25 protein-coding genes, 1 pseudogene and 1 riboswitch are annotated in these 21,198 nt (G+C 45.1%); of the genes and pseudogenes, 3 read left to right on the forward strand and 23 right to left on the reverse strand.

Annotated features, from left to right (window positions below; translation table 11 throughout):
* Positions 1 to 100 precede the first annotated feature (100 nt).
* Positions 101 to 1,219 carry an NAD(P)/FAD-dependent oxidoreductase gene (locus NSQ09_RS01120; protein ID WP_095843923.1) on the reverse strand — a complete coding sequence of 373 codons (1,119 nt, stop codon included), beginning with the start codon at positions 1,217 to 1,219 and terminating at the stop codon, positions 101 to 103.
* A 158-nt stretch (positions 1,220 to 1,377) separates the two neighbouring features.
* On the opposite strand from NSQ09_RS01120, the gene sspG reads away from it, so the two are divergent.
* Entirely contained in the window at positions 1,378 to 1,524 is a 147-nt protein-coding gene (gene sspG, locus NSQ09_RS01125) for an acid-soluble spore protein SspG (protein ID WP_003228613.1), read from the forward strand.
* A complete protein-coding gene (locus tag NSQ09_RS01130) occupies positions 1,524 to 1,799 on the forward strand; it encodes a hypothetical protein (RefSeq protein WP_003243521.1) in 276 nt (91 codons plus the stop codon). Before sspG ends, NSQ09_RS01130 begins: the two co-directional genes overlap by 1 nt.
* Before the next feature lie 64 nt (positions 1,800 to 1,863).
* On the opposite strand, the gene NSQ09_RS01135 is transcribed toward NSQ09_RS01130, so the two are convergent.
* The 21 genes and pseudogenes from NSQ09_RS01135 to NSQ09_RS01235 form a co-directional block, all read right to left on the reverse strand.
* Complete coding sequence (locus NSQ09_RS01135; RefSeq protein WP_341030428.1) at positions 1,864 to 2,247, reverse strand: VOC family protein; 384 nt, start codon at positions 2,245 to 2,247, stop codon at positions 1,864 to 1,866.
* Positions 2,248 to 2,356: 109 nt separating this feature from the next.
* A complete protein-coding gene (locus NSQ09_RS01140) occupies positions 2,357 to 2,635 on the reverse strand; it encodes an ArsR/SmtB family transcription factor (protein ID WP_089172650.1) in 279 nt (92 codons plus the stop codon).
* A 269-nt stretch (positions 2,636 to 2,904) separates the two neighbouring features.
* The gene (gene sufB / locus NSQ09_RS01145; protein WP_003228608.1) at positions 2,905 to 4,302 is read right to left on the reverse strand and encodes a Fe-S cluster assembly protein SufB; all 1,398 of its coding nucleotides are present in this window, start codon (positions 4,300 to 4,302) and stop codon (positions 2,905 to 2,907) included.
* Positions 4,303 to 4,322: 20 nt separating this feature from the next.
* On the reverse strand, positions 4,323 to 4,766 hold the full coding sequence (sufU, locus tag NSQ09_RS01150) for a Fe-S cluster assembly sulfur transfer protein SufU (protein ID WP_003222809.1): 444 nt from the start codon (positions 4,764 to 4,766) through the stop codon (positions 4,323 to 4,325).
* Positions 4,756 to 5,976, reverse strand: a complete 1,221-nt coding sequence (gene sufS, locus NSQ09_RS01155; RefSeq protein ID WP_003228604.1) for a cysteine desulfurase SufS — start codon at positions 5,974 to 5,976, stop codon at positions 4,756 to 4,758. The genes sufU and sufS overlap by 11 nt, the downstream gene beginning before the upstream one ends.
* Positions 5,976 to 7,289: a Fe-S cluster assembly protein SufD gene (gene sufD / locus NSQ09_RS01160; RefSeq protein ID WP_014480787.1), complete on the reverse strand. Its 1,314-nt coding sequence runs from the start codon at positions 7,287 to 7,289 to the stop codon at positions 5,976 to 5,978. The genes sufS and sufD overlap by 1 nt, the downstream gene beginning before the upstream one ends.
* Before the next feature lie 17 nt (positions 7,290 to 7,306).
* Positions 7,307 to 8,092: a Fe-S cluster assembly ATPase SufC gene (gene sufC, locus NSQ09_RS01165; RefSeq protein WP_003151872.1), complete on the reverse strand. Its 786-nt coding sequence runs from the start codon at positions 8,090 to 8,092 to the stop codon at positions 7,307 to 7,309.
* Positions 8,093 to 8,285: 193 nt separating this feature from the next.
* Complete coding sequence (locus NSQ09_RS01170) at positions 8,286 to 8,423, reverse strand: hypothetical protein (RefSeq protein ID WP_003228600.1); 138 nt, start codon at positions 8,421 to 8,423, stop codon at positions 8,286 to 8,288.
* Positions 8,424 to 8,616: 193 nt separating this feature from the next.
* A pseudogene (locus tag NSQ09_RS01175) lies at positions 8,617 to 8,958 on the reverse strand (carboxymuconolactone decarboxylase family protein).
* A 320-nt stretch (positions 8,959 to 9,278) separates the two neighbouring features.
* Complete coding sequence (gene metQ, locus NSQ09_RS01180; protein WP_003228595.1) at positions 9,279 to 10,103, reverse strand: methionine ABC transporter substrate-binding lipoprotein MetQ; 825 nt, start codon at positions 10,101 to 10,103, stop codon at positions 9,279 to 9,281.
* A 13-nt stretch (positions 10,104 to 10,116) separates the two neighbouring features.
* A complete protein-coding gene (metP, locus tag NSQ09_RS01185; protein WP_003228593.1) occupies positions 10,117 to 10,785 on the reverse strand; it encodes a methionine ABC transporter permease MetP in 669 nt (222 codons plus the stop codon).
* Positions 10,778 to 11,803, reverse strand: coding sequence for a methionine ABC transporter ATP-binding protein MetN (gene metN / locus NSQ09_RS01190; RefSeq protein WP_003242531.1), 1,026 nt, complete (start codon positions 11,801 to 11,803; stop codon positions 10,778 to 10,780). The genes metP and metN overlap by 8 nt, the downstream gene beginning before the upstream one ends.
* A 105-nt stretch (positions 11,804 to 11,908) precedes the next feature.
* Positions 11,909 to 12,015, reverse strand: a riboswitch (SAM riboswitch).
* A 114-nt stretch (positions 12,016 to 12,129) separates the two neighbouring features.
* Positions 12,130 to 12,474, reverse strand: a complete 345-nt coding sequence (locus NSQ09_RS01195; protein ID WP_015251269.1) for an SCP2 sterol-binding domain-containing protein — start codon at positions 12,472 to 12,474, stop codon at positions 12,130 to 12,132.
* A gap of 106 nt (positions 12,475 to 12,580) precedes the next feature.
* Positions 12,581 to 12,901 carry a thioredoxin family protein gene (locus tag NSQ09_RS01200; RefSeq protein ID WP_017697190.1) on the reverse strand — a complete coding sequence of 107 codons (321 nt, stop codon included), beginning with the start codon at positions 12,899 to 12,901 and terminating at the stop codon, positions 12,581 to 12,583.
* 1 nt (position 12,902) lies between these two features.
* Entirely contained in the window at positions 12,903 to 13,265 is a 363-nt protein-coding gene (locus tag NSQ09_RS01205) for a toprim domain-containing protein (protein ID WP_015483668.1), read from the reverse strand.
* Between the two features lie 77 nt (positions 13,266 to 13,342).
* Entirely contained in the window at positions 13,343 to 13,579 is a 237-nt protein-coding gene (locus NSQ09_RS01210; RefSeq protein ID WP_003228581.1) for a YusG family protein, read from the reverse strand.
* A 55-nt stretch (positions 13,580 to 13,634) separates the two neighbouring features.
* Positions 13,635 to 14,018, reverse strand: coding sequence for a glycine cleavage system protein GcvH (gene gcvH, locus NSQ09_RS01215; RefSeq protein WP_003222781.1), 384 nt, complete (start codon positions 14,016 to 14,018; stop codon positions 13,635 to 13,637).
* Between the two features lie 66 nt (positions 14,019 to 14,084).
* Complete coding sequence (locus NSQ09_RS01220) at positions 14,085 to 14,441, reverse strand: arsenate reductase family protein (protein ID WP_095843926.1); 357 nt, start codon at positions 14,439 to 14,441, stop codon at positions 14,085 to 14,087.
* Between the two features lie 110 nt (positions 14,442 to 14,551).
* Positions 14,552 to 16,336, reverse strand: a complete 1,785-nt coding sequence (gene fadE / locus NSQ09_RS01225; RefSeq protein ID WP_017697188.1) for an acyl-CoA dehydrogenase FadE — start codon at positions 16,334 to 16,336, stop codon at positions 14,552 to 14,554.
* A gap of 14 nt (positions 16,337 to 16,350) precedes the next feature.
* The gene (locus NSQ09_RS01230) at positions 16,351 to 17,526 is read right to left on the reverse strand and encodes an acetyl-CoA C-acetyltransferase (protein ID WP_326043333.1); all 1,176 of its coding nucleotides are present in this window, start codon (positions 17,524 to 17,526) and stop codon (positions 16,351 to 16,353) included.
* 10 nt (positions 17,527 to 17,536) lie between these two features.
* Complete coding sequence (locus NSQ09_RS01235) at positions 17,537 to 19,906, reverse strand: 3-hydroxyacyl-CoA dehydrogenase/enoyl-CoA hydratase family protein (protein ID WP_341030436.1); 2,370 nt, start codon at positions 19,904 to 19,906, stop codon at positions 17,537 to 17,539.
* A 173-nt stretch (positions 19,907 to 20,079) separates the two neighbouring features.
* Here NSQ09_RS01235 and NSQ09_RS01240 point away from each other — a divergent pair, with 173 nt between their 5' ends.
* Complete coding sequence (locus tag NSQ09_RS01240) at positions 20,080 to 20,226, forward strand: YuzL family protein (protein WP_003240817.1); 147 nt, start codon at positions 20,080 to 20,082, stop codon at positions 20,224 to 20,226.
* Positions 20,227 to 20,250: 24 nt separating this feature from the next.
* Here the strand turns inward: NSQ09_RS01240 and NSQ09_RS01245 are convergent, their stop codons facing one another.
* Entirely contained in the window at positions 20,251 to 21,159 is a 909-nt protein-coding gene (locus NSQ09_RS01245; RefSeq protein ID WP_033884683.1) for a proline dehydrogenase family protein, read from the reverse strand.
* Between the last annotated feature and the right edge of the window lie 39 nt (positions 21,160 to 21,198).

Genomic DNA, 21,198 nt, shown 5'->3' on the forward strand with positions numbered 1-21,198 from the left:
TCAGTTCACGTCCTCTTTTTCATTAAAGATAAATGCTAACACATACAGAAAAGAAAAGCTAGAACAGCTTTATACTATTTGTTTGTTAAGCCTTTATTTATTATGCAAGCGCTCCGGCTGGATCATACGGGCCAAGGTCGATTTCAGTCTGCTTTCCGAGAACGAGTTTTGCGAGCTCTGCACCCAAGAACGGCCCCATCGTCAGTCCAGAAGCACCCAAACCGTTTGCAGCATACAGGCCTTGAACATTCGGCACGGCCCCTACGACCGGCAGAAATCCGGGTGTAAACGGCCTGAAGCCCACTCTTGTTTCAACAGCAGCCGCATCAGCAAGACCCGGTGCAACGGCTAACGCTTTGCTCAATACTTCGTGCTGGCCTCCGGCTGTCACACGAAGATCATCAAGGCCGGCATCGTTTTCGTGTGTGGCGCCGGCTACAATTCTGCCGTTATCAAACGAAAGAATGTACTGATCACTCGGCGGCATTACAACCGGCCACGATCCTGTATCTGCATCTGTCATTTCAAAATGCATAATCTGCGCTTTTTGAAATGACACTTGAAAATGAATGCCAAGAGGCTTCAATATCTCATTGGCCCATGCTCCCGCTGTCACAATCACCGCGTCAGCCGCAAACTGCTTTGCATCTGTTTGCACGCCGGTGACTGTTCCGTTTTCAAAAAGCAAAGACGCATTTCCTTTGATGACCGTTGCGCCGTGTTTCTCTGCAGCGCTTAAAAGCGACCGGCACAGCGCTCTCCCGTTCACACGGGCGGCACCGCTGATATGAACCGATTCATAGCCGTCAGCTAAAATCGGAAACAGCTTTTTCGTTTCACTTGCAGACAAGCGGGTAATGTCGCCGATTTCCGGCGCATCCTCCCGTCTCTTATACGCTCTTTCCTCCATTTTATCGAGTTTAGACGCGTCAGTATGAATGCTGATGGCACCGACACGTTTGTATCCTGTATCCGATTCACCGTCTTTTTCCAATTGATGGATTAAATCCTTATAGTACCGGGCTCCCCCCTTAGCAAGCTGGTACCAATCCTGATTACGGCGTTGCGAGAGCCATGGACAGACGATCCCCGCCGCCGCATCAGTCGCTTGTCCCGGCTCTTTCCGATCAATGACAGTAACGCGAGCGCCTGATTTTGCGAGATGATAAGCCGTCGACGCGCCCAGAATCCCTGCGCCGACGATGATGTACGATTTCATATGCAAACACCTTTTCTATTATAATGTCTATTCATTTTACCAAATAGAATGCTTTCCTTCGACCTTTTGCCCTAATGTGGAAAAACCGCGAAGTTCGTCCAATCTCTTTACTCTCCTATCGAATATCCTGTCACTATCAATAGAGAAAGGATGATACCATGAGCGAAAATCGTCATGAAAATGAAGAAAACAGACGCGATGCGGCAGTCGCAAAAGTCCAAAACAGCGGTAATGCAAAAGTCGTGGTCAGCGTGAATACAGATCAGGATCAGGCACAGGCGCAGTCACAAGACGGAGAAGACTAATGAACGAAAACATCATTCCTCTCAACAGACATACTCAAGAGATACCCACTACTGAATCTGTTATCAAAAACAGCGGCAACTCAGAGGTCCATATCGACATTCACATTGATACAATGCCAATTGCTTTTGCTATATTATGCTCTGCATTAGCCGCAAAGCAGATGACAAAAGAGGAATTCGATATGGCTTATACTCAATTGCGAGAGATGAACAGAGAAAATAACAGCAGATCATCTGTAAAGCAAATTATCAATCAGGAGACAGAAGAAGAGTAAAAAACCGCGGGCCCTGTGGCCAGCGGTTTTTCTTCTGCATACAAAAAGGACGCGACTGAATCGGTTACTTCTGTACAATTTGAATAAGGTTACCGCTTGTATCGTCGAAGACAGCTATTGTGACTTCGCCCATTTTTGTCGGTTCCATCGTAAACGTCACGCCTTTTTCCTTTAATCGGTTGTACTCTTTTTGAATATCTGCAACGCCAAACATTGTGGCCGGGAGGCCATCGGAGAATATCTTCTTTTGATACTCCTTGGCGGCAGGATGTTCATTCGGTTCGAGTAAAAGCTCGGTTCCGTCTTGATCATCTGGAGAAACAAGCGTTATCCACCTGAATTTCTCCATGGGAACATCCTCCTTTTTTACAAACCCCAGTTTTTCTGTATAGAACTTCAGTGCCTTGTCTTGATCTTGCACAAATATACTAGTCACAATGATTTTCATATTGTTGTTGCCTCCTTTGATATTTATGGTGCATGGTACTGTGCAAACAATCCGGCTTCAAGCAAAACAAACCAACATTTGTCAGAAACTCAGTACTGGTTTTATAAAATTACTCTATCCATCCTTTCAGCAAATTTTTAAGCGGTTCGTTGTTGAATATAAGTACTCGATATTTTCCCTTTCGTTTTGATGTTACAAGTCCTGCATCCTCCAGTACAGAAAGGTGTTTAGCTATCGCCTGTCGCGTAATAGAAAGGTCGTACTTTGTATTAAGACATATCGTAAGTTCATACAACGTCAGCTCGTTGCGTTCAGATAATTCGTCTAATATAAGCCGCCGAGTCGAATCGCCGAGTGCTTTGAATATAGCGTCTTTGTTCCAATTCATATATTGAGTATAAGCAACTCATTAGTTGCATGTCAAGTATAAGAAACTGTATGGTTGCGTGATATAGGAACTGAACCTGCCCGGCGCAGGTCTGAAATATTCTAATCGATAAGGAATTAAAACCATCAAAATAACAGTGGATATGTCTCTGAAAAATAAAAGAAGACGAACTTCAAAAGTTCGTCTTCTACAATCAAATTCGGCACGCCGGCCATTTTAAAGTTGATAACTATCTCTAAACCCCTTGATAAACAAAGGGGTTTTCATCATTAACCGATAGAACCTTCCATTTCGAACTTAATCAAACGGTTCATTTCAACTGCGTATTCCATCGGAAGCTCTTTTGTGAATGGCTCGATAAAGCCCATTACGATCATTTCAGTTGCTTCTTCTTCAGAAATACCGCGGCTCATCAAGTAGAAGAGCTGCTCTTCAGATACTTTAGACACTTTCGCTTCGTGCTCCAATGAAATGTTATCATTTAAGATTTCATTGTAAGGAATTGTGTCTGATGTTGATTTGTTATCCATAATGAGCGTATCGCACTCGATGTTAGAGCGGGCGCCTTCCGCTTTGCGTCCGAAGTGGACGATTCCGCGGTACGTTACTTTTCCGCCCTGTTTTGAAATCGATTTTGATACGATTGTAGATGATGTGTTTGGTGCAAGGTGAATCATTTTCGCACCTGCATCCTGATGCTGGCCTTTACCCGCAAGAGCAATAGAAAGCGTCATACCGCGCGCGCCTTCGCCTTTTAGGATACAAGCCGGATATTTCATTGTCAGCTTAGAACCGATGTTGCCGTCGATCCATTCCATTGTTGCGTTTTCTTCACAGACTGTACGCTTTGTTACAAGGTTGTAAACGTTGTTCGCCCAGTTTTGGATCGTTGTATAACGGCAGTAGCCGCCTTTTTTCACGATGATCTCAACGACCGCACTGTGAAGTGAGTTTGTTGTGTAAACAGGCGCAGTACAGCCTTCAACATAATGAACACTTGCTTCTTCGTCAACAATGATCAGTGTACGTTCGAACTGACCCATGTTCTCAGAGTTGATACGGAAGTAAGCTTGAAGCGGTGTTTCAACCTTCACGCCTTTAGGCACGTAGATGAAAGATCCGCCGGACCAAACAGCTGAGTTAAGCGCCGCAAACTTGTTATCAGTCGGCGGGATTACTTTTGCCCAGTGCTCACGGAAAATATCTTCATTCTCTTTCAGCGCGCTGTCAGTGTCTTTAAAGACGATGCCTTGCGCTTCAAGATCTTCTTTCATGTTGTGGTATACAACCTCAGATTCGTACTGAGCAGAAACACCCGCAAGGTATTTTTGTTCAGCTTCAGGAATACCGAGCTTGTCGAATGTTTGCTTAATTTCTTCAGGAACTTCATCCCAAGAACGCTCTGAACGCTCAGACGGTTTTACGTAGTACGTAATTTCGTCAAAGTTCAGTGAGTTTAAATCTCCGCCCCATTGAGGCATCGGCATATTGTAGAAATGCTCAAGTGATTTCAAGCGGAAGTCAAGCATCCATTGAGGCTCTTCTTTCATGCGAGAAATTTCTTCTACGATTTCTTTTGTCAATCCGCGCTCTGAACGGAAAATGGAAACGTCCTTGTCGTGAAAACCATACTTGTATTCACCAATATCAGGCATTTTTTTAGCCATCCATTTTCACTCCAATCCTTTTAATTGCCGCCTTCTTCTTTCGCGACTCCTTTTTCAAGTGCTTTCCATGACAGGGTTGCACATTTAATACGGGCCGGGAATTTTGAAACGCCTTGAAGGGCTTCAATATCCCCGAGATCTATAGAATCATCATACTCTTTCCCTTGCATCATATCCGAGAAAATCTTAGACATGGAAAGGGCAGTTTCAATATCTTTCCCTTTAATCGCCTGAGTCATCATCGAAGCGGATGCCATTGAAATGGAACAGCCTTCCCCTTCAAACTTCGCATCTTCCACGATGTCTCCGTCAAGCTTCATTGTCAGTCTGATGCGGTCGCCGCATGTCGGATTGTTCATATCCACGACAATGCTGTCATTCAAAACCCCTTTATTTCGCGGGTTTTTGTAATGATCCATAATCACCTGTCTGTACAATGTATCTAAGTTTGCATTAAAAGACATTTGTAAAATACTCCTTTGTCTTTTGAAGAGCTTCCACAAGCTTATCAATCTCTTCCTCTGTATTATACAGATAAAAGCTTGCTCTTGCAGTAGCAGTTACATCCAGCCATTTCATCAGCGGCTGCGCACAATGGTGGCCGGCTCTGACTGCGATTCCCTCCGCATCAAGCACAGTCGCCACATCGTGCGGATGAACATCATCAAGGTTAAATGTGACAAGCCCGGCACGCTCTTCCGGCCCGTAAACCGTTACGCCGTCAAGCTGGCGGAAGCGTTCAAGCGCATAAGCTGCAAGCTTGTGCTCATGGCGGGAAATCTCATCAAGACCGATTTCTTCGAGAAAATCAATGGCGGCACCGAGGCCGATTGCTCCTGCAATAATCGGAGTACCCGCTTCGAATTTCCACGGAAGCTCTTTCCAAGTTGATTCATAAAGCCCGACAAAGTCGATCATTTCACCGCCGAATTCGGCAGGCTCCATATTTTCCAGCAGGGCTTTCTTTCCGTACAGCACACCAACACCGGTAGGTCCGCACATTTTATGGGAAGAAAGCGCAAAGAAGTCGCAATCGAGATCCTGCACGTCAATTTTCATGTGAGGCGTGCTTTGTGCACCGTCCACCACAATGACAGCCCCATTGTCATGAGCGATTTTCGCCATTTCTTTAATCGGGTTGACCGTGCCGAGAACATTAGATACATGAGACACCGCAACAATTTTTGTGTTGCTTGTGACCGTTTCTCTGACGTCTTCTAAAGAAATCGTTCCGTCTTCCTGCAGCGGAATATATTTTAATGTGGCGCCAGTTGCTTTTACAGCCTGCTGCCACGGAATGATATTCGCATGATGCTCCATGTAGGTGATGACCACTTCATCACCAGGTTTCAGGTTGGCGCGCGCATAGCTTAACGCCACCATATTCAGTGATGTGGTCGTGCCTTTTGTGAAAATAATCTCAGCCATTGACTTCGCGTTAATAAACTTGCGGACTTTTTCACGCGCTCCTTCATAACCATCTGTCGCTCTGGTTCCAAGTGTATGGACGCCCCGGTGAACATTGGAATTGTATTGGTTATAATACTTATCCAGTGTTTCAATGACAGCACGCGGCTTCTGGGAAGTCGCCGCGCTGTCGAGATAAACGAGATCATGTCCGTTCACTTGCTGATGAAGGATCGGGAACTGCTCACGAATATCTGTGATATTCATTACTTCACTTTCCTTTCGATAACAGAAACTAATTGTTTCTTAACGCCTTCAATCGGAAGTTCATTTACTACCGGTGCAAGGAATCCGTAAATGACTAAGCGTTCTGCTTCTTCTTTCGGAATCCCGCGGCTCATCAGGTAGTAAAGCTGAATAGGGTCCACACGGCCGACAGATGCCGCATGTCCTGCAGTTACATCGTCTTCGTCAATTAAAAGAATAGGGTTTGCGTCTCCGCGTGCTTTTTCGCTAAGCATCAGCACGCGTGATTCTTGCTCCGCATTCGCTTTAGAAGCGCCATGTTCGATTTTGCCGATTCCGTTAAAGATAGAAGAAGCGGAATCCTTCATCACACCGTGCTTCAAGATATAGCCTTCAGAAGCTTTACCGAAATGGATGATTTGTGTTGTGAAGTTTTCTGTTTGCTCTCCTCTTCCGACAACAACCGTTTTCGTATCACCGTATGTGCCGTCACCGTAAAGGTTTGTTGTATTTTCGGAAATCGTGTCGCCGTCGTTCATCAGGCCAAGAGCCCACTCGATTTTGCTGTCGCGTCCGCGCGCAGCACCGCGGCGGTTCACATAAGTTGTCACACCGCTTGACAGATTATCCACCGCACCGTATGTCACGCTGGCATTATCACCTGTGATGACCTCACTGATAATATTGAAGACAGCGTCTTTCGGGTTTACAGTGCTGATGTAGTTTTCTACATATGTGACAGAGCTGTGGTCTTCAGCCACAATCAGCACGTGGTTGAATAGAGCTGTATCATTGCTTTCGTGGACATAAACAGCCTGAACCGGCGTCTCCACCTGAACATTTTTCGGAACATAAAGGAATGCTCCTCCGTTAACAAGAGCCGCGTGAAGTGCAGTTAACTTATGTTCGTCAACCTTCACGCCGTCCTTCATAAAGTATTTCTCCACCAAGTCGCTGTGCTCGCGTGCAGCAGTCAGAATATCAGTGAAGATGACGCCTTTGTCTTTCAATTCTTGAGAAAGAGAAAGATATGCCGGCGTCTGGTCACGCTGTACGTATAATGTTTTATCTTCGTTTTCAACGTCGATCAGCGCTTTTACTTCATCAGTCAAATCTTCTAATGAAGAAAGCGGTTCGTTATCCACTGTATGCTTCGCGAAATTCGTGAAGTTCCAGTTTGTGATTTTTGTTTTGTCAGGTTTTGGCATCGGCAGATCCTCAGCTTGTTCAAGAGCCTGTAAGCGCAGGTTCTTCAGCCAGGCAGGTTCTTGGTGCTTTTCGGAAAAGCTTTTGAGATACTCCTGATCTACGGATAGTTTTGTACCTAGTGTCATATTAATCCCCCTAACGCTTACGCTTCTTGGCCAACAGTTTCGTCTTCAATGCCAAGTTCTTGTTTGATCCAGTCATAACCTTCTGCTTCAAGACGCTGTGCAAGCTCTGCACCGCCGGATTTTACAACGCGGCCTTGCATCATAACGTGAACAACATCCGGAGTGATGTAGTTTAACAGGCGCTGATAGTGAGTGATCATCAGGCAGCCGAAGTTTTCGCTGCGCATTTTGTTGATCCCTTTTGATACAACTTTCAAAGCGTCAATATCAAGACCTGAGTCGATTTCATCGAGGATGGCGATTTTCGGTTCAATCATCATTAATTGAAGGATTTCGTTGCGTTTTTTCTCCCCGCCTGAGAATCCTTCGTTAAGGTAGCGCTGAGCCATTTCAGGGTCCATTTCAAGGAACTCCATGTTTTCGTCCATTTTGCGGATGAATTTCATAAGAGAAATTTCATCGCCTTCTTCTCTGCGCGCGTTGATTGCTGAGCGAAGGAAGTCGGCATTTGTCACACCGCTGATTTCACTTGGGTACTGCATCGCAAGGAATAAGCCTGCCTGCGCACGCTCGTCCACTTCCATCTCCAGTACATCTTTGCCGTCAAGCGTGATGCTGCCTTTTGTTACTTCATATTTAGGATGCCCCATAATAGCAGCTGATAAAGTGGATTTACCAGTTCCGTTCGGGCCCATTACTGCGTGGAATTCTCCACCTTTTATTTCAAGGTTTACACCCTTTAAGATCTCTTTCCCTTCGATTTCAACGTGAAGATCTTTGATCGTTAATGTTGAAGCAGCCATATCTATACCTCCAAAAATATATAATCATTATTCTCATTTTATTCTCATTCTAATTTTATAACAAATGAAAAGTAAATACAACTTTTTATCGTGCCTTGCACATTCCTCAAGTTTAACAAAGATCAGCACTTTATTAAAGCGATTGAAAAAGAAAAAGAGTGGATTCCCACCCTTTTTTAAAAGATTGATTTTCTCAATAAGCTCCCGCAGAAATCCGCTTGCTTTTTTCGTAATCAAGCTCTCTCTGCCGCTCTACTTTCATTCTTGTTTCCAGCCGGCGTCCATATTCCTCGTATCCAATTCCGTGTGACAGCTGCATCGCTTTTTCCATTTCTGACGTATAATCGAGGTTCAGTCTGTCCTGGCTACTGCAAATAATGAATCAATCCCTTCATATATTTGCTTTTTATTGTACCAGTGCTGCGTTGGATGCCGCAAAAACGATTTGGCGTGAAATAGCGGCAGATGAGACGAAAGCATCCTTTCAGAACAAATGAGAATGGTTTTTCGGAATATTCCTTCTCTTAATGCGTGGTGTTTCCGAATTCCTCAATGCACTGTTGAACGACTGTCACGCCTTGGCTGAAAGCCGCGCCGCCTTAAAATGCCGCTGCCACACTGACGGCTTCGAGAATGTTTTCTTCTGTCGCTCCCTGATCGAGACAGCCTTTTGTATGATAGATCATGCAATATTCGTCCTGAGCATTGATGGCAATTCCGAGGGCGATCAGCTGTTTTTCTCTTTCAGTCAGAGAATTCCCGGCAAAGCACTGTTCAGTAAATTCGTTAAATTTTCTTCCCATCAGCGGCATCTTTTGTTCAAATGTACCTAAACCATGTTTATATTGTTTGAGCGCGTCCTGCATGCTTCCTCTGTCTTGATTCAAAGTAAATCCCTCATTCTGTTTAACATTCCTTTTTATTATGAACAGCTTTTAGGAAAATACGCGAAAAAACCCCGGAATTCTCATCCGGGGTTTCACCGTGTCAGCAAACCCTCGCATTCGTTGTCAGACCTGCGCGTTGGTGCTCACGAATTGCAACATTCGCTCCGCTCCAATGCTCGGCCTTCCTAGACTTCAAGGGTTTTCAATCACGCTGAAAAGATGACAAAGCCCTAAAACGAATATCGTTTTAGGGCCTTGTCAATAATTGAACCCCGGAATTCTCATCCGGGGTTTCAGTCTTATTCAGATACAGGAAGCACAGCTCCGTCGTATTTTTTCTCGATGAAGTCTTTGATCTTTTTAGAGTGAAGAACTTCCATCAGCGCTTTGATTTTTGCAGAATCTTCTTCGCCTTTTCTTACTGCGATGATGTTAGCGTATGGGTTGTTTTTCGTTGATTCTACTTCAATCGCGTCTTTTTTAGGATTTAATTTATTTTGGATCGCATAGTTTACATTGATGAAGACCGCGTCTCCTTCTTTGTTTTCATATGCTTTTGCCGTTAATTCAGGCGCCACTTTTTTGAATTCAAGGTTTTTCGGGTTTTTCTTAATGTCTTTCAATGTTGCGTCAACTGTTTCCACTTTAGAATCAAGAGTGATTAATCCAGCGTTTTCAAGCATTGCAAGCATACGGCCTTGTTCAGCAACGTTGTTTGTCAGAATGATTGTCGCACCGTCTGGAAGGTCTTTCAGTGATTTGTATGTTTTAGAGTAAATACCGAATGGCTCTAAGTGAACAGCGCCGGCATTCACAAGTTTGTAATCTGTGTTTTCTTTCATTTCTTGCTCAAGGTAAGGAATGTGCTGGAAGTAGTTCGCGTCCACTTCTTTATCAGCTAAAGCTTTATTGTACATTTTATAATCACTAAGAACTTTCACTTTCAGCGTATAGCCTTTTTCTTTCAGCAATGGTTCAGCTTCTTTTAAAATTTCCGCATGCGGTGTTTTCGTTGCCGCAACGACAATTTCTTTCTTGCCGGATTCAGCGCCGTTATTCGAACCGCAGGCAGCCATAACTCCTGCAAATACAAGCAGTAATGCACCCAAAAATAGCTTTTTCAATGTAAATCCTCCCTTATCGTTTGTCTATAATATTTGTTATTAGATCACCGATGATTTGAATAATAAACACGATGATTAAAATAAACACAGTAGCAACGAAGGTAACATCAGCGTTATTAGACTGATATCCTTCTACGTACGCAAGGTTTCCAAGGCCTCCTGAACCAATGGCTCCGGCAATTGCCGTTGAGCCGATCAAAGCGATGGCAGTAACCGTAATGCCAGAAATAAGAGCAGGCATTGATTCCGGAATCAGCACTTTGAAAATAATCGTAGACGTTTTCGCGCCCATTGATTTAGCGGCTTCAATCACACCTTTATCCACCTCACGCAGCGCGATTTCAACAAGGCGCGCGTAAAATGGTGCCGAGCCGATTACCAGCGCCGGCAATGCGGCGTTTGGCCCTAAGATCGTGCCGACTAAAAATTTCGTAAAACCTAATAGTAAAATAATTAAAATAAGGAACGGAATCGATCTGAATATGTTAACAACGGCCGCAATCACAGAGTTGACCGCTTTATTCTGCCAGAGGCTTCCTTTGCTCGTCAGAAAGAGCAGCAAGCCGAGGATGACCCCGATGACAAAAGCAAACAGTAAAGAAATCAGCGTCATATAAAGTGTTTCATATGTCGCGTTCCATAATTCAGTTAAATCAACGTTCGGGAAGTATTTTTCAAACATTCGTGATCACCTCTGCTTTCACCTGTTTGTCATTAATGAATCGGATCACGTTTTGCACTTCTTCCTCGTCCCCGTCAATGTGGATGAACAGTGAACCGTAAGCCCCATCCTTCGTCTGCGAAATTTTCCCTTGCAGAATATTGACGCTGACATTGAAGTTTCTGATCATCTCTGTAATCAGAGGCTGTTCAGCTGACTCACCGACAAATGTGAGCTGAACCATTTTTCCTGATGCTGTATCATCAAGAAGGTGCTGAAGCGTCTCTTTCGTTTCTTCCGGCTCTGTCACCTGCTGAACAAATCGTTTTGTCATTTGTTCCTTTGGATTTTTAAAGACATCGAGAACCTCGCCTTCTTCGACCACCTTGCCGTTTTCCATGACGGCGACTCTGTTGCAGATTTTGCGGATGACATGCATTTCGTGCGTAATCAGCACAATCGTCAAACCGAGTCTTTCATTAATATCGGACAATAGATCCAGAATTGAATCTGTCGTTTGCGGATCTAATGCTGATGTCGCTTCGTCACAAAGAAGAACCTTCGGATTGTTTGCAAGCGCTCTGGCAATTCCGACACGCTGCTTCTGCCCGCCGCTCAGCTGGGACGGATATGATTTTTCTTTTCCTTCTAAACCTACCAGTTTAATCAGTTCATTGGCGCGCTTGATCCGCTCGCTCTTTTTCACCCCGGCAATTTCCAAAGGAAACATGATATTATCTCTGACAGTCCGCGACCAAAGCAAATTGAAATGCTGGAAAATCATACTGATCTCATGGCGTGCTTTTCTTAAACCGCGTCCATTTACTTCATTAATCTTGGTTCCCGCCACTTCCACGGTTCCTGAGGTTGGTTTCTCAAGGCCGTTCAGCAGACGGATTAAGGAACTCTTACCAGCTCCGCTATATCCTATAATTCCAAAAATCTCACCTTTTTTAATGGAAAGCGAGACGTTTTGGACAGCATTGACATCTCCATGTTTCGACTTGTAAACTTTTGAAACATCCTGAAGATTGATCAAAGCAATCACCTGCCTTAACACTATTCTAAGAAATCTTCCGGTTTTTTCTGCAAAAGAAAAGCCTTTCTGCACACTTGAGCAGAAAGGCTTATATAAAATGCCTTTCTCTCATCTTTCAAAGCTGAACGCTTCGTGTGAATTGGCACCATTTCAACAGTGTTGATGGTTGCCGGGCTTCATAGGGCACTTCCCTCCACCTCTCTTGATAAGAGAAATATATAGTCTTTTTCGTCCGGAAATTCTTAATGTAGAATAGCACGGCGAATGATTAAATGTCAATAAAATAAATGATGTCAACTTTTACTATTATAATAATTTATTATTTTTTAATTTTTTATAATCCTCTGAAAAAATCCATTTGTCAGCCAGAGAATGGCTTCCAGTTTTAACAGGGCCCTGAATGACCCCTTTACTTTGAGGCTTCCGCTCTGAATCAGGTGCTGAAGGGAAATGTCTCCGTGCAATAAATCAATAATTTCCGTTTGGTTTCCGTAAAAGGTCAGGTTGGACGTTTGGGGCGGAGAAACTTTTTTCATTTCTCCCTGTTCGTTTATTGAGACGGTTAAGGCTTCTGCTTCTCCTTGGAAGGTAATGAGCAATGTTGAGGCATTCAAAAGGGGTTTTAAAAACAGATGCTGATACTCATCCTCTAAAACTTCCGCTTTCTCCATATGTACAACCTCCTATTTGTTGGTCATACATACACATTTCTCTCTTTGTCGCAAGAACCCCTTTATAAAACGAACGACAATTTCATTGGATATGCTGAGAAATATGTCATAAATGGGATGCGGAAGATGATTTTTGTTTGATCAGCTCATATAAATAAGAAACGGAATGAAATGCATATCCTCTTTCGACCATCTTTCCGCCTTTAAACAGCAGAAAACAAGGGACGCTTTCAATTTGATACGCTTTTGCGAATGTCGGAGAGTAATTGACATTGTTTTGATAGAAGGCGACAGCCGGCAGCATTTCTTTCACCACTGTCAGCATTTTGCTTGCAAGCTGGCAGGTGCCGCAAAACGGAGTATATAAATATAGAAGGTACACATCATCTTCAATGTGATCGAGTTCGTGTTCTTGGAGTTCTTTCATGCTATACACCTCGGGACTTTCTTTCAAGAAAAATAGTATGGACATTCAGATTCGCACGCAGCAATACAGAGGCGACATGGTGCCTGGGCGCAGCCGCTACTTCCTTATAGGCTCTGTCGATATGGAGATGGCAGGCTTCATTAAATTCACGCTTCAGCTGTTTTCTCAATTTCTCACCTGATTCATCAGCATCAACTAATATATAGACGTCTTTATCATAAAGCTCGTCAGCCAATTCCTCGAGCCTCAGCTGGCTGATTGTTCCGTTTGTGCAGATAATGCGCACCGGTTCATTCAGGACGCTTTCGATTTTCTCTTTATCTGATTTCCCCTCGACAATCATTACCTTTTCCAGCTCATCCATCTTCATCTTCTTCACCTGCCGCGTCAAATTTGAAACGTTCAGATTGTAAAAGAAGGCAGTGAAATTCACCGCCAACATTAACACCAGCCGTTTTCGTAGTCACAATCTACATATTTTGCGTCGTCTCCAGAGACCACATCGGCTGTCTTATAAAATTTCTCATTTTCAAAGGAATAACCGGACTTAAGCTCATATTCATTCATGCTTGTCATTTGGCCGATCATCTCATTATCATGATATAACGAGAGCCGGCCATTTTGAAAGCGGCCTGTCACGTCATTGGTGACATCGAGCTTTTGTTTGTCGAAAGCCATATTGGACACCTCCCATAACGTTAGCGTGTCCAATTGCTTGTACGGCTATCCTGTTTTAGTCTTCTTGTGTCATCTCTTCGTATTGCTCTGCTGTCATCAGTTTTTCAATTTCAGAAGCGTCAGATGGCTCAACGACGATCATCCATGCTTTTTCGTACGGAGATTCGTTGACGAATTCCGGACTGTCATCAAGATCTTCGTTTACTTCCACAACCGTTCCGTTAATCGGTGCATAAAGCTCAGATACCGTTTTAACGGATTCAACACTGCCGAATGGCTCGTCCGCTTTGATTTCAGCGCCCACTTCAGGAAGTTCGACAAACACGATGTCGCCTAGTTCGGACTGGGCAAAATGCGTAATTCCGATTCTGGCTTTTTCTCCTTCAACTTTTACCCACTCGTGTTCTCCTGAGTAACGCAAATCTTTTGGTATGCTCAATTGAATCCCTCCATTTTTTACAGCACTACAATAAGAAGATACCACACTTTTCAAAAAAAATTTACATTAAGCCCAGTTTTCTTCAAATTGGTCTTCTTTAAATCCGACAGTCACTTTTTCGCCGTCTGTTGTAAGCGGGCGTTTGATCAGCATACCATCTGAAGCCAGCAGCTCGAGCTGTTCGTCCTCTGACATGTGATACAGCTTTTCCTTGAGATTGAGCTCGCGGTATTTCATGCCGCTCGTGTTGAAAAATTTCTTGAGATCCAGCCCGCTTTTTTCATAAAGCGCTTTTAATTCTTCTTTGCTTGGCGGCTGCTCAGCAATATGTATTTCGTTTATTTTCTTCCCATGCTCTTCAAGCCACTTCTTTGCTTTGCGGCACGTTCCGCATTTAGGGTACCAGTAAAAAGTTAACGACATCTTCTTCCCCCTCAATAAAATAATCGAGGTTATTTTAACACAGTTTGTTTTAAAAACCTAAAACAGTGCTTCTTAAAAAAGAGCTCCGCGCATGCGGAGCTCTTGGCCAATCAGACAGTATATTTCTCAGCCTCAAAAATGCCTGCCGCCGCCTCGCGTTTTTTCTGAATCACATTTTTAGGCGTTACGCGTGTCAGCTTGCGCAGAGCGGAAAGCATCATGCGGAGTGAATCTCCTTCTTCCATTGCGATAAGGGATTCCTTCGCATGCGCTTCAATTTCGTTAAAGGCCTCTTGAACGAAAATTTCTGTGTACAGCACCTTTTGCGCTGCTTTTTCAGCGCCTTGTGCGGCAATGGCCTTTTCCGTTCTGAGCACGGCTGATTCCATTGCGTATACATTGCTGACGATATCCGCTACGTTCACGAGAATTTCTTGCTCACGATCGATCGCTTTTCCGTATTTTTGCGCGGCTAGGCCGGCAGCAAACAACGCAATTTTTTTGGCTTGCTTGACGATATATTTCTCCTGCTCTAAGACGCCGCTTCCAGGCTCTTCAGGCATAAGCATCATGAGTTCTTCCTGCAGCGACTGCGCTTTTTCGAATAAAGGCAGCTCGCCTTTAAGCGCTTTTTTCAGGAAGGTGCTTGGCACGATTAACCGGTTGATTTCGTTTGTGCCTTCAAAAATCCGATTGATCCTTGAATCCCTATAGGCCCTTTCTACTTCGTATTCCTGCATAAAGCCGTAGCCTCCATGAATCTGCACGCCTTCATCAACGATATAATCAAGCGTTTCAGAGCCGAATACCTTATTCAGAGAGCATTCGATGGCGTATTCCGCAATCGATTTGGCGATTTGCCGGCCGTCCTTGAGATCTTCGGCCGTGAACTGGCTCATATTGTCTTCAAACAGCCCGACGGTTCTGTATACAGAGCTTTCCATCGCATACAGCCTTGAGGCCATTGTCCCGATTTTTTCCTGTGTTAATGAAAAACCAGCAATCGGCGTTTTAAATTGGCGGCGCTGATTTGCGTATGCCGCAGACAGCTCGATGACGCGTTTAGATGCGCCGATTGTGCCAACCGCCAGTTTGTAACGGCCGATGTTTAAAATATTAAAGGCGATGACATGCCCTTTGCCGATTTCTCCGAGCAGGTTTTCCTTTGGCACTTCAGCTTGATCCAGAATGAGAGTTCTTGTCGATGATCCCTTGATTCCCATTTTCTTTTCTTCCGGTCCCGTGGAGACACCCGGGAACTCTTTTTCTACAATAAAGGCTGAAAACTTGTCGCCGTCTACCTTGGCGTAAACCACAAATACATCGGCAAAAGCAGAGTTGGTAATCCACTGTTTTTCCCCTGTTAATACATAATGGGTTCCTGCTTCATTCAGCACAGCTGTTGTTTTTGCTCCAAGTGCATCAGACCCAGAGCCAGGCTCAGTCAGAGCATAAGCGGCGATCTTTTCGCCTGAAGCGAGTCCAGGCAAATATTTTTTCTTTTGTTCTTCTGATCCGAAAAAGACGATCGGCAAGGAACCGATACCGACATGCGCGCCATAAGAAAGAGAAAAGCTTCCCGCACGCGAAAATTTCTCAGTGATGAGTGCCGAGCTGATTTTATCAAGACCGAGTCCTCCGTATTCTTCCGGCACATCGGCGCCAAGCAGCCCTAGTTCGCCCGCTTTCTTCAACAGTCTGACAGAATGCTCGAATTGGTGGTTTTCGATATCATCTATATGAGGGAGAACATCTTGCTCGATGTAATCCTCCGTTGTTTTCGCAATCATTTTATGCTCGTCAGTGAAATCCTCCGGTGTATACATTTGATCGTATGTGACATCCTCGATTAAAAATCCGCCGCCTTTTTGTACTTCAGCCGTTTTTTTTGCCATTTGTTTTTCCCCCTTTAGCATAATTCAAATACACCGGCCGCTCCCATCCCGCCGCCGATACACATGGTCACGACTCCAAATTGCTCATTTCTCCGTTTCATTTCATGGATGAGTGAGAGTGTAAGCTTCGTGCCCGTACAGCCAAGCGGGTGTCCAAGCGCGATTGCGCCCCCGTTGACATTCACCTTTTCTTCATCAATTCCCAATTCCCTGATTACTTGAATGGCCTGTGAGGCAAAAGCTTCATTCAGTTCAAACAAGCCGATGTCCTGCAGCTGAAGTCCGGCAAGCTTCAAAGCGCGCGGAATCGCTTCCACCGGTCCGATTCCCATCACTTCCGGCGGCACGCCGCCTACGGCAAAGGAGCGGAATTTCACAAGCGGCGCCAGGCCAAGAGCATCGGCTTTTTCCCGGTCCATCAGCATGACAGCCGCCGCTCCGTCACTTGTCTGCGAGGAATTGCCCGCAGTCACCGTCCCGTCAACGGAAAACGCCGGGCGCAATGTCGATAAGATGTCTGCAGTCGTTTGCGGGCGAACACCTTCATCCTGAGAAAACACAAACTGTTTTTCCATATGCTTATGGTCTTCTCCGATTTCTGTCACCGTCACTTCTACGGGTACAATTTCATCTTTAAATTTTCCTTCTGCAAGGGCTTTAGCAGCGTTTTGGTGGCTGCGAACGGCAAACGCGTCTTGATCCTCACGGGAGACGCCGTATTTTTTCGCGACTTGCTCGGCTGTGTGTCCCATGCTCATATAATATTCTGGTGCCTTTTCTGCCAAAGCAAGGTTCGGACGGGTAACATGCCCCATCATCGGAACTTGCGACATGGATTCTGCTCCGCCGGCGATCGCTGTATCGTAGGCGCCCAGCATAATTTTTTCTGCTGCATATGCAATAGACTGAAGGCCTGAAGAGCAATAACGGTTAACTGTAATCGCCGGAACTGTGTACGGCAGGCCCGCGAGCGCACCGATATTTCTCGCCATATTAAGCCCCTGCTCCGCTTCAGGCGTTGCACAGCCAATAATCAAATCGTCAATATTGCCTTCGTAGCCGCCTGCCCGTTTCAGCGTCTCTTTTACACAAATCGCTCCCAAATCATCCGGGCGAACGCTGGCCAACGATCCTTTTTTTGCTTTTCCAACCGGTGTTCTTGCACCTGACACAATGACTGCCTCTTTCATAAGCTCCCTCCTAATTCCGTAAAGGTTTACCTTTCACAAGCATATGCTGCATTCTCGCTTGAGATTTTGCCTCTCCTGCCAAACTCAAAAACGCTTCTCTTTCGATCTCCAATAAATACTCTTCATCAACCTCTGTACCAAACGGCACTTTTCCGCCCGCAATGACATAAGCGAGTTTTTTCGCGATCTTGAAATCATGCTCAGATATATAGCCGGACAGCTTCATCTGCTCAGCGCCAAGCAAGAGTGCCGCATAACCGGTTTCTCCCGGCACCTTGACCTTTTCTTTTACAGGCGGCCGCCAGCCGGTATCGTATAAAGATACGGCCAGCTGCTTCGCATCGTATAACAGGTGGTCTTGATTCACGCTGATCTGATCCGTTTCTTTTAAGATGTTCATCTCACGAGCCTCTTGAGCGGAAGCGGACACTTTCGCCATCGCAATCGTTTCAAATGTTTTCATTGCCGCATTCATCGGATCAAGGCCGCGGCGAAGATGGTTGATGTACAGCTCTTTGTTACCTCCTCCGCCAGGGATGAGGCCGACACCGGATTCCACAAGTCCCATATAGGCTTCGCTTGCCGCTTGAATGCGCGCCGCCGGCAGGCATACTTCCGTTCCTCCGCCGAGCGTCATGCCAAATGGCGCGGCGAAGACCGGTTTCGCGCTGTATTTGATTTTCATCATCGTCTCCTGAAAACGGCGTATCACAAAATCAACTTCCAAAAAGTTGTCGTCTTGGACTTCCATTAAGATCATGGCGAGATTCGCGCCGACGCAGAAATTTTTCCCTTGATTGCCGATGACAAGCCCCTTGTAATTCCGTTCTGTTTCCTCTAATCCTTTGTGGATCATCTGAATGATATCGAGACCAATCGCATTGCTTTTCGAATGAAATTCAAGAAGGGCCACATCATCTCCAAGGTCAATTAAGCTTGCTCCGCTGTTTTTCGCAATCACGCCTTTTGTTTCTTTAAGTGCTTGTAAATGAATTCGTTTTTTGTTTTCTTTCACGGCTCTGTATTCGCCGCGGTCATAATAAAATACCGTTCCGTTCTCTTTGATGTAGAAGGTTTCATTTCCTTTATCCAGCATCTCTTTTATCCAGCCAGGCATATCTGCTCCAAGCTGCTCAAGCTTTTCCGCTGACTGCTTGAGGCCGATGGCATCCCACATTTCAAAAGGGCCCAGTTCCCAGCCGAATCCCCACTTCATGGCTTGGTCAATCGCATGAATATCATCGGCAATCTCGACAAGCAGCTCGGCTGAGTAAAGCAGGGTTTGAGATGTGATATTCCACAGCAATCGGCCGGCTCTGTCATCCGAATAAATAAGCGCTTTCATTTTGGCTTTTGTCCCTTTTGCCTGTTTTGCCGCTTCAAGTGCCGGTGATTTCATTTTTGTCCGCTCGCCGTAAGTAAGCGTCACTGGGTCAAGCTCATAAATCGTTTTTCCTTCTTTTTTATAAAAGCCTTGGCCGGCCTTGCTTCCGATCCACCCTTTTTCCAGCATATCGTTCATGAAGCTTGGAAGGCGAAACACTTCTTTTTCATCGCCATCAGCTTTGTCAAACACATTTCGGGCAACGTGGGCGAATGTATCGAGGCCGACCACATCAAGCGTTCTAAAGGTGGCGCTTTTCGGCCTGCCGATCAGCGGTCCTGTGATCGAATCAACCTCCCCGACCTGATAACCGCCTTTCAGCATTTCTTGGACTGTCACGAGAAGCCCGTAAGTCCCGATTCGGTTTGCGATAAAGTTCGGTGTGTCCTTTGCTGTAACAACGCCTTTCCCGAGGACATTTTCTCCGAAAGCTGTCATAAACTTTAAAATATCAGGATCCGTTTCCTTAATCGGAATGATCTCCAGCAGCTTTAAATAGCGTGCGGGATTAAAAAAATGCGTTCCGAGAAAATGGGCTTTAAAATCATCCGACCGGCCTTCAGCCATTTCCTGCACTGATATGCCGGATGTGTTGCTTGAGACGATGCTTCCAGTCTTTCGATGTTCATCCACAAGAGCGAAAATTTTCTTTTTGACTTCAAGGTTTTCGACAACGACCTCAATAATCCAATCTGCTTCTTTCAGTTTTTCTGCATCATCCTCCAGATTGCCAGGTGTAATATAGGAGGTATTTTTCGCTGATGTGAGGGGAGCGGGCTTTTGTTTCAGCAGTTTTTTCACCGCCTGCCGGCTCAGCCTGCTGCGCACCTCCGGACTGTCCTTCGTCAGCCCCCTTTTTTCCTCTTCCTTTGTCAAATCGTTCGGCACAATATCTAGCAGCAGGACAGGAATTCCGATGTTAGCCAAATGCGCCGCAATCCCGGAACCCATTACCCCCGATCCTAAAACGGCTGCCTTCCGAATGTGTTTGTGCATGAGATATCCCCCTTGAACATTGAATGAATAGTCATTCATTTTTTGACTAAAAAAATGAAACCCGTTTCTTCTTTCATCTTAAAAGATTTCCGGTTCGACTTCAATAGCTAATTTGTTATTTTTTTGTATGAAGCCTATAAAAGTCGGGCAACTTAAGCCCGGAGGTGAAGGGAATGGTACGAGAGAAAAAAAATCCGTCTTCAGCGGCAGTCAGCGCGGCGAGCGTAAAGGGAGATGCCGGTCCGACTCAGCATTACGGCGGCGGAAAACGGACAAGTCAAAATCAGCAGTATAAAAAACATAACATGGAACAATCATAATGCAGCTGCTTCCCGCGGCTGCTTTCACTTTTTCAAAATTCCTTTTAACACAAACGCTGCATTGGCAGGCCGTTCTGCAATTCTTCTCATAAAGTAGCTGAACCAGTCCGTTCCATATGGGACATACACACGCATTCTGTAGCCTTCCTTGGCGAGTTCCTTCTGACGCTCCGGCCTGATGCCGTATAGCATTTGAAACTCAAATTGCGACGCGGGGATTTGATGTTCGGCGACGAGCTGTTTCGTAAATGCAATGATGTCATCGTCATGTGTGGCGACAGCCGTGTAGTTCCCGCTTAACAACTGCAGCTTTATTAAGCTCTGAAAATGAAGGTCCGTTCCTCTTTTGTCGGGAAACGCTACAGCCGGAGATTCTTTATAAGCGCCTTTTACAAGTCTGAGATTCGGCTTTAAGTCCCGCATCTTTCTGATATCTTCTGCCGCCCGGTACAGATACGCCTGAATGACCGTGCCGAGCTTCTCAAATTCCTGTTTGCATTGCCTGTAAATAGAAAGTGTCTGTTCATAATGGGAATAGTCTTCCATATCAATGGTCACAGCAACATCATATTGCTTCGCAACGGAAAGAATGGCGCGCAAATGAGTAAGAGCAAGTTCTTCTGAAAGATCGAGCCCGATTGAGGTCAGCTTAAGTGAAAGCTCTGAATTCAATTGATGTTCGGCAATGGCTTGAATGGCTTTCTTGCATTCCTCTGCGACTTGGTTTGCTTCTTTTTCCGAAGCTGCATACTCGCCTAAATAATCAATTGTTGCACACAAACCGGATCTGTTTAGCCTTTTGACGGTCTTAACCGCCGATTCAATCGTATCCCCTGCGACAAACCTTCGTGCTCCAAGCCGCGTTCCGTATGCTTTTGCGAACTTGGTAAGTGTTTTATTTTGAGATAAGAATAAAAACACATGTCTCAACATCCGACTCCCTCCCGCCGTCATCTTCAAAACACCTGTATA

It is taken from the genome of Bacillus sp. FSL W8-1202, from assembly GCF_038006165.1.
Classification (GTDB): domain Bacteria; phylum Bacillota; class Bacilli; order Bacillales; family Bacillaceae; genus Bacillus; species Bacillus subtilis.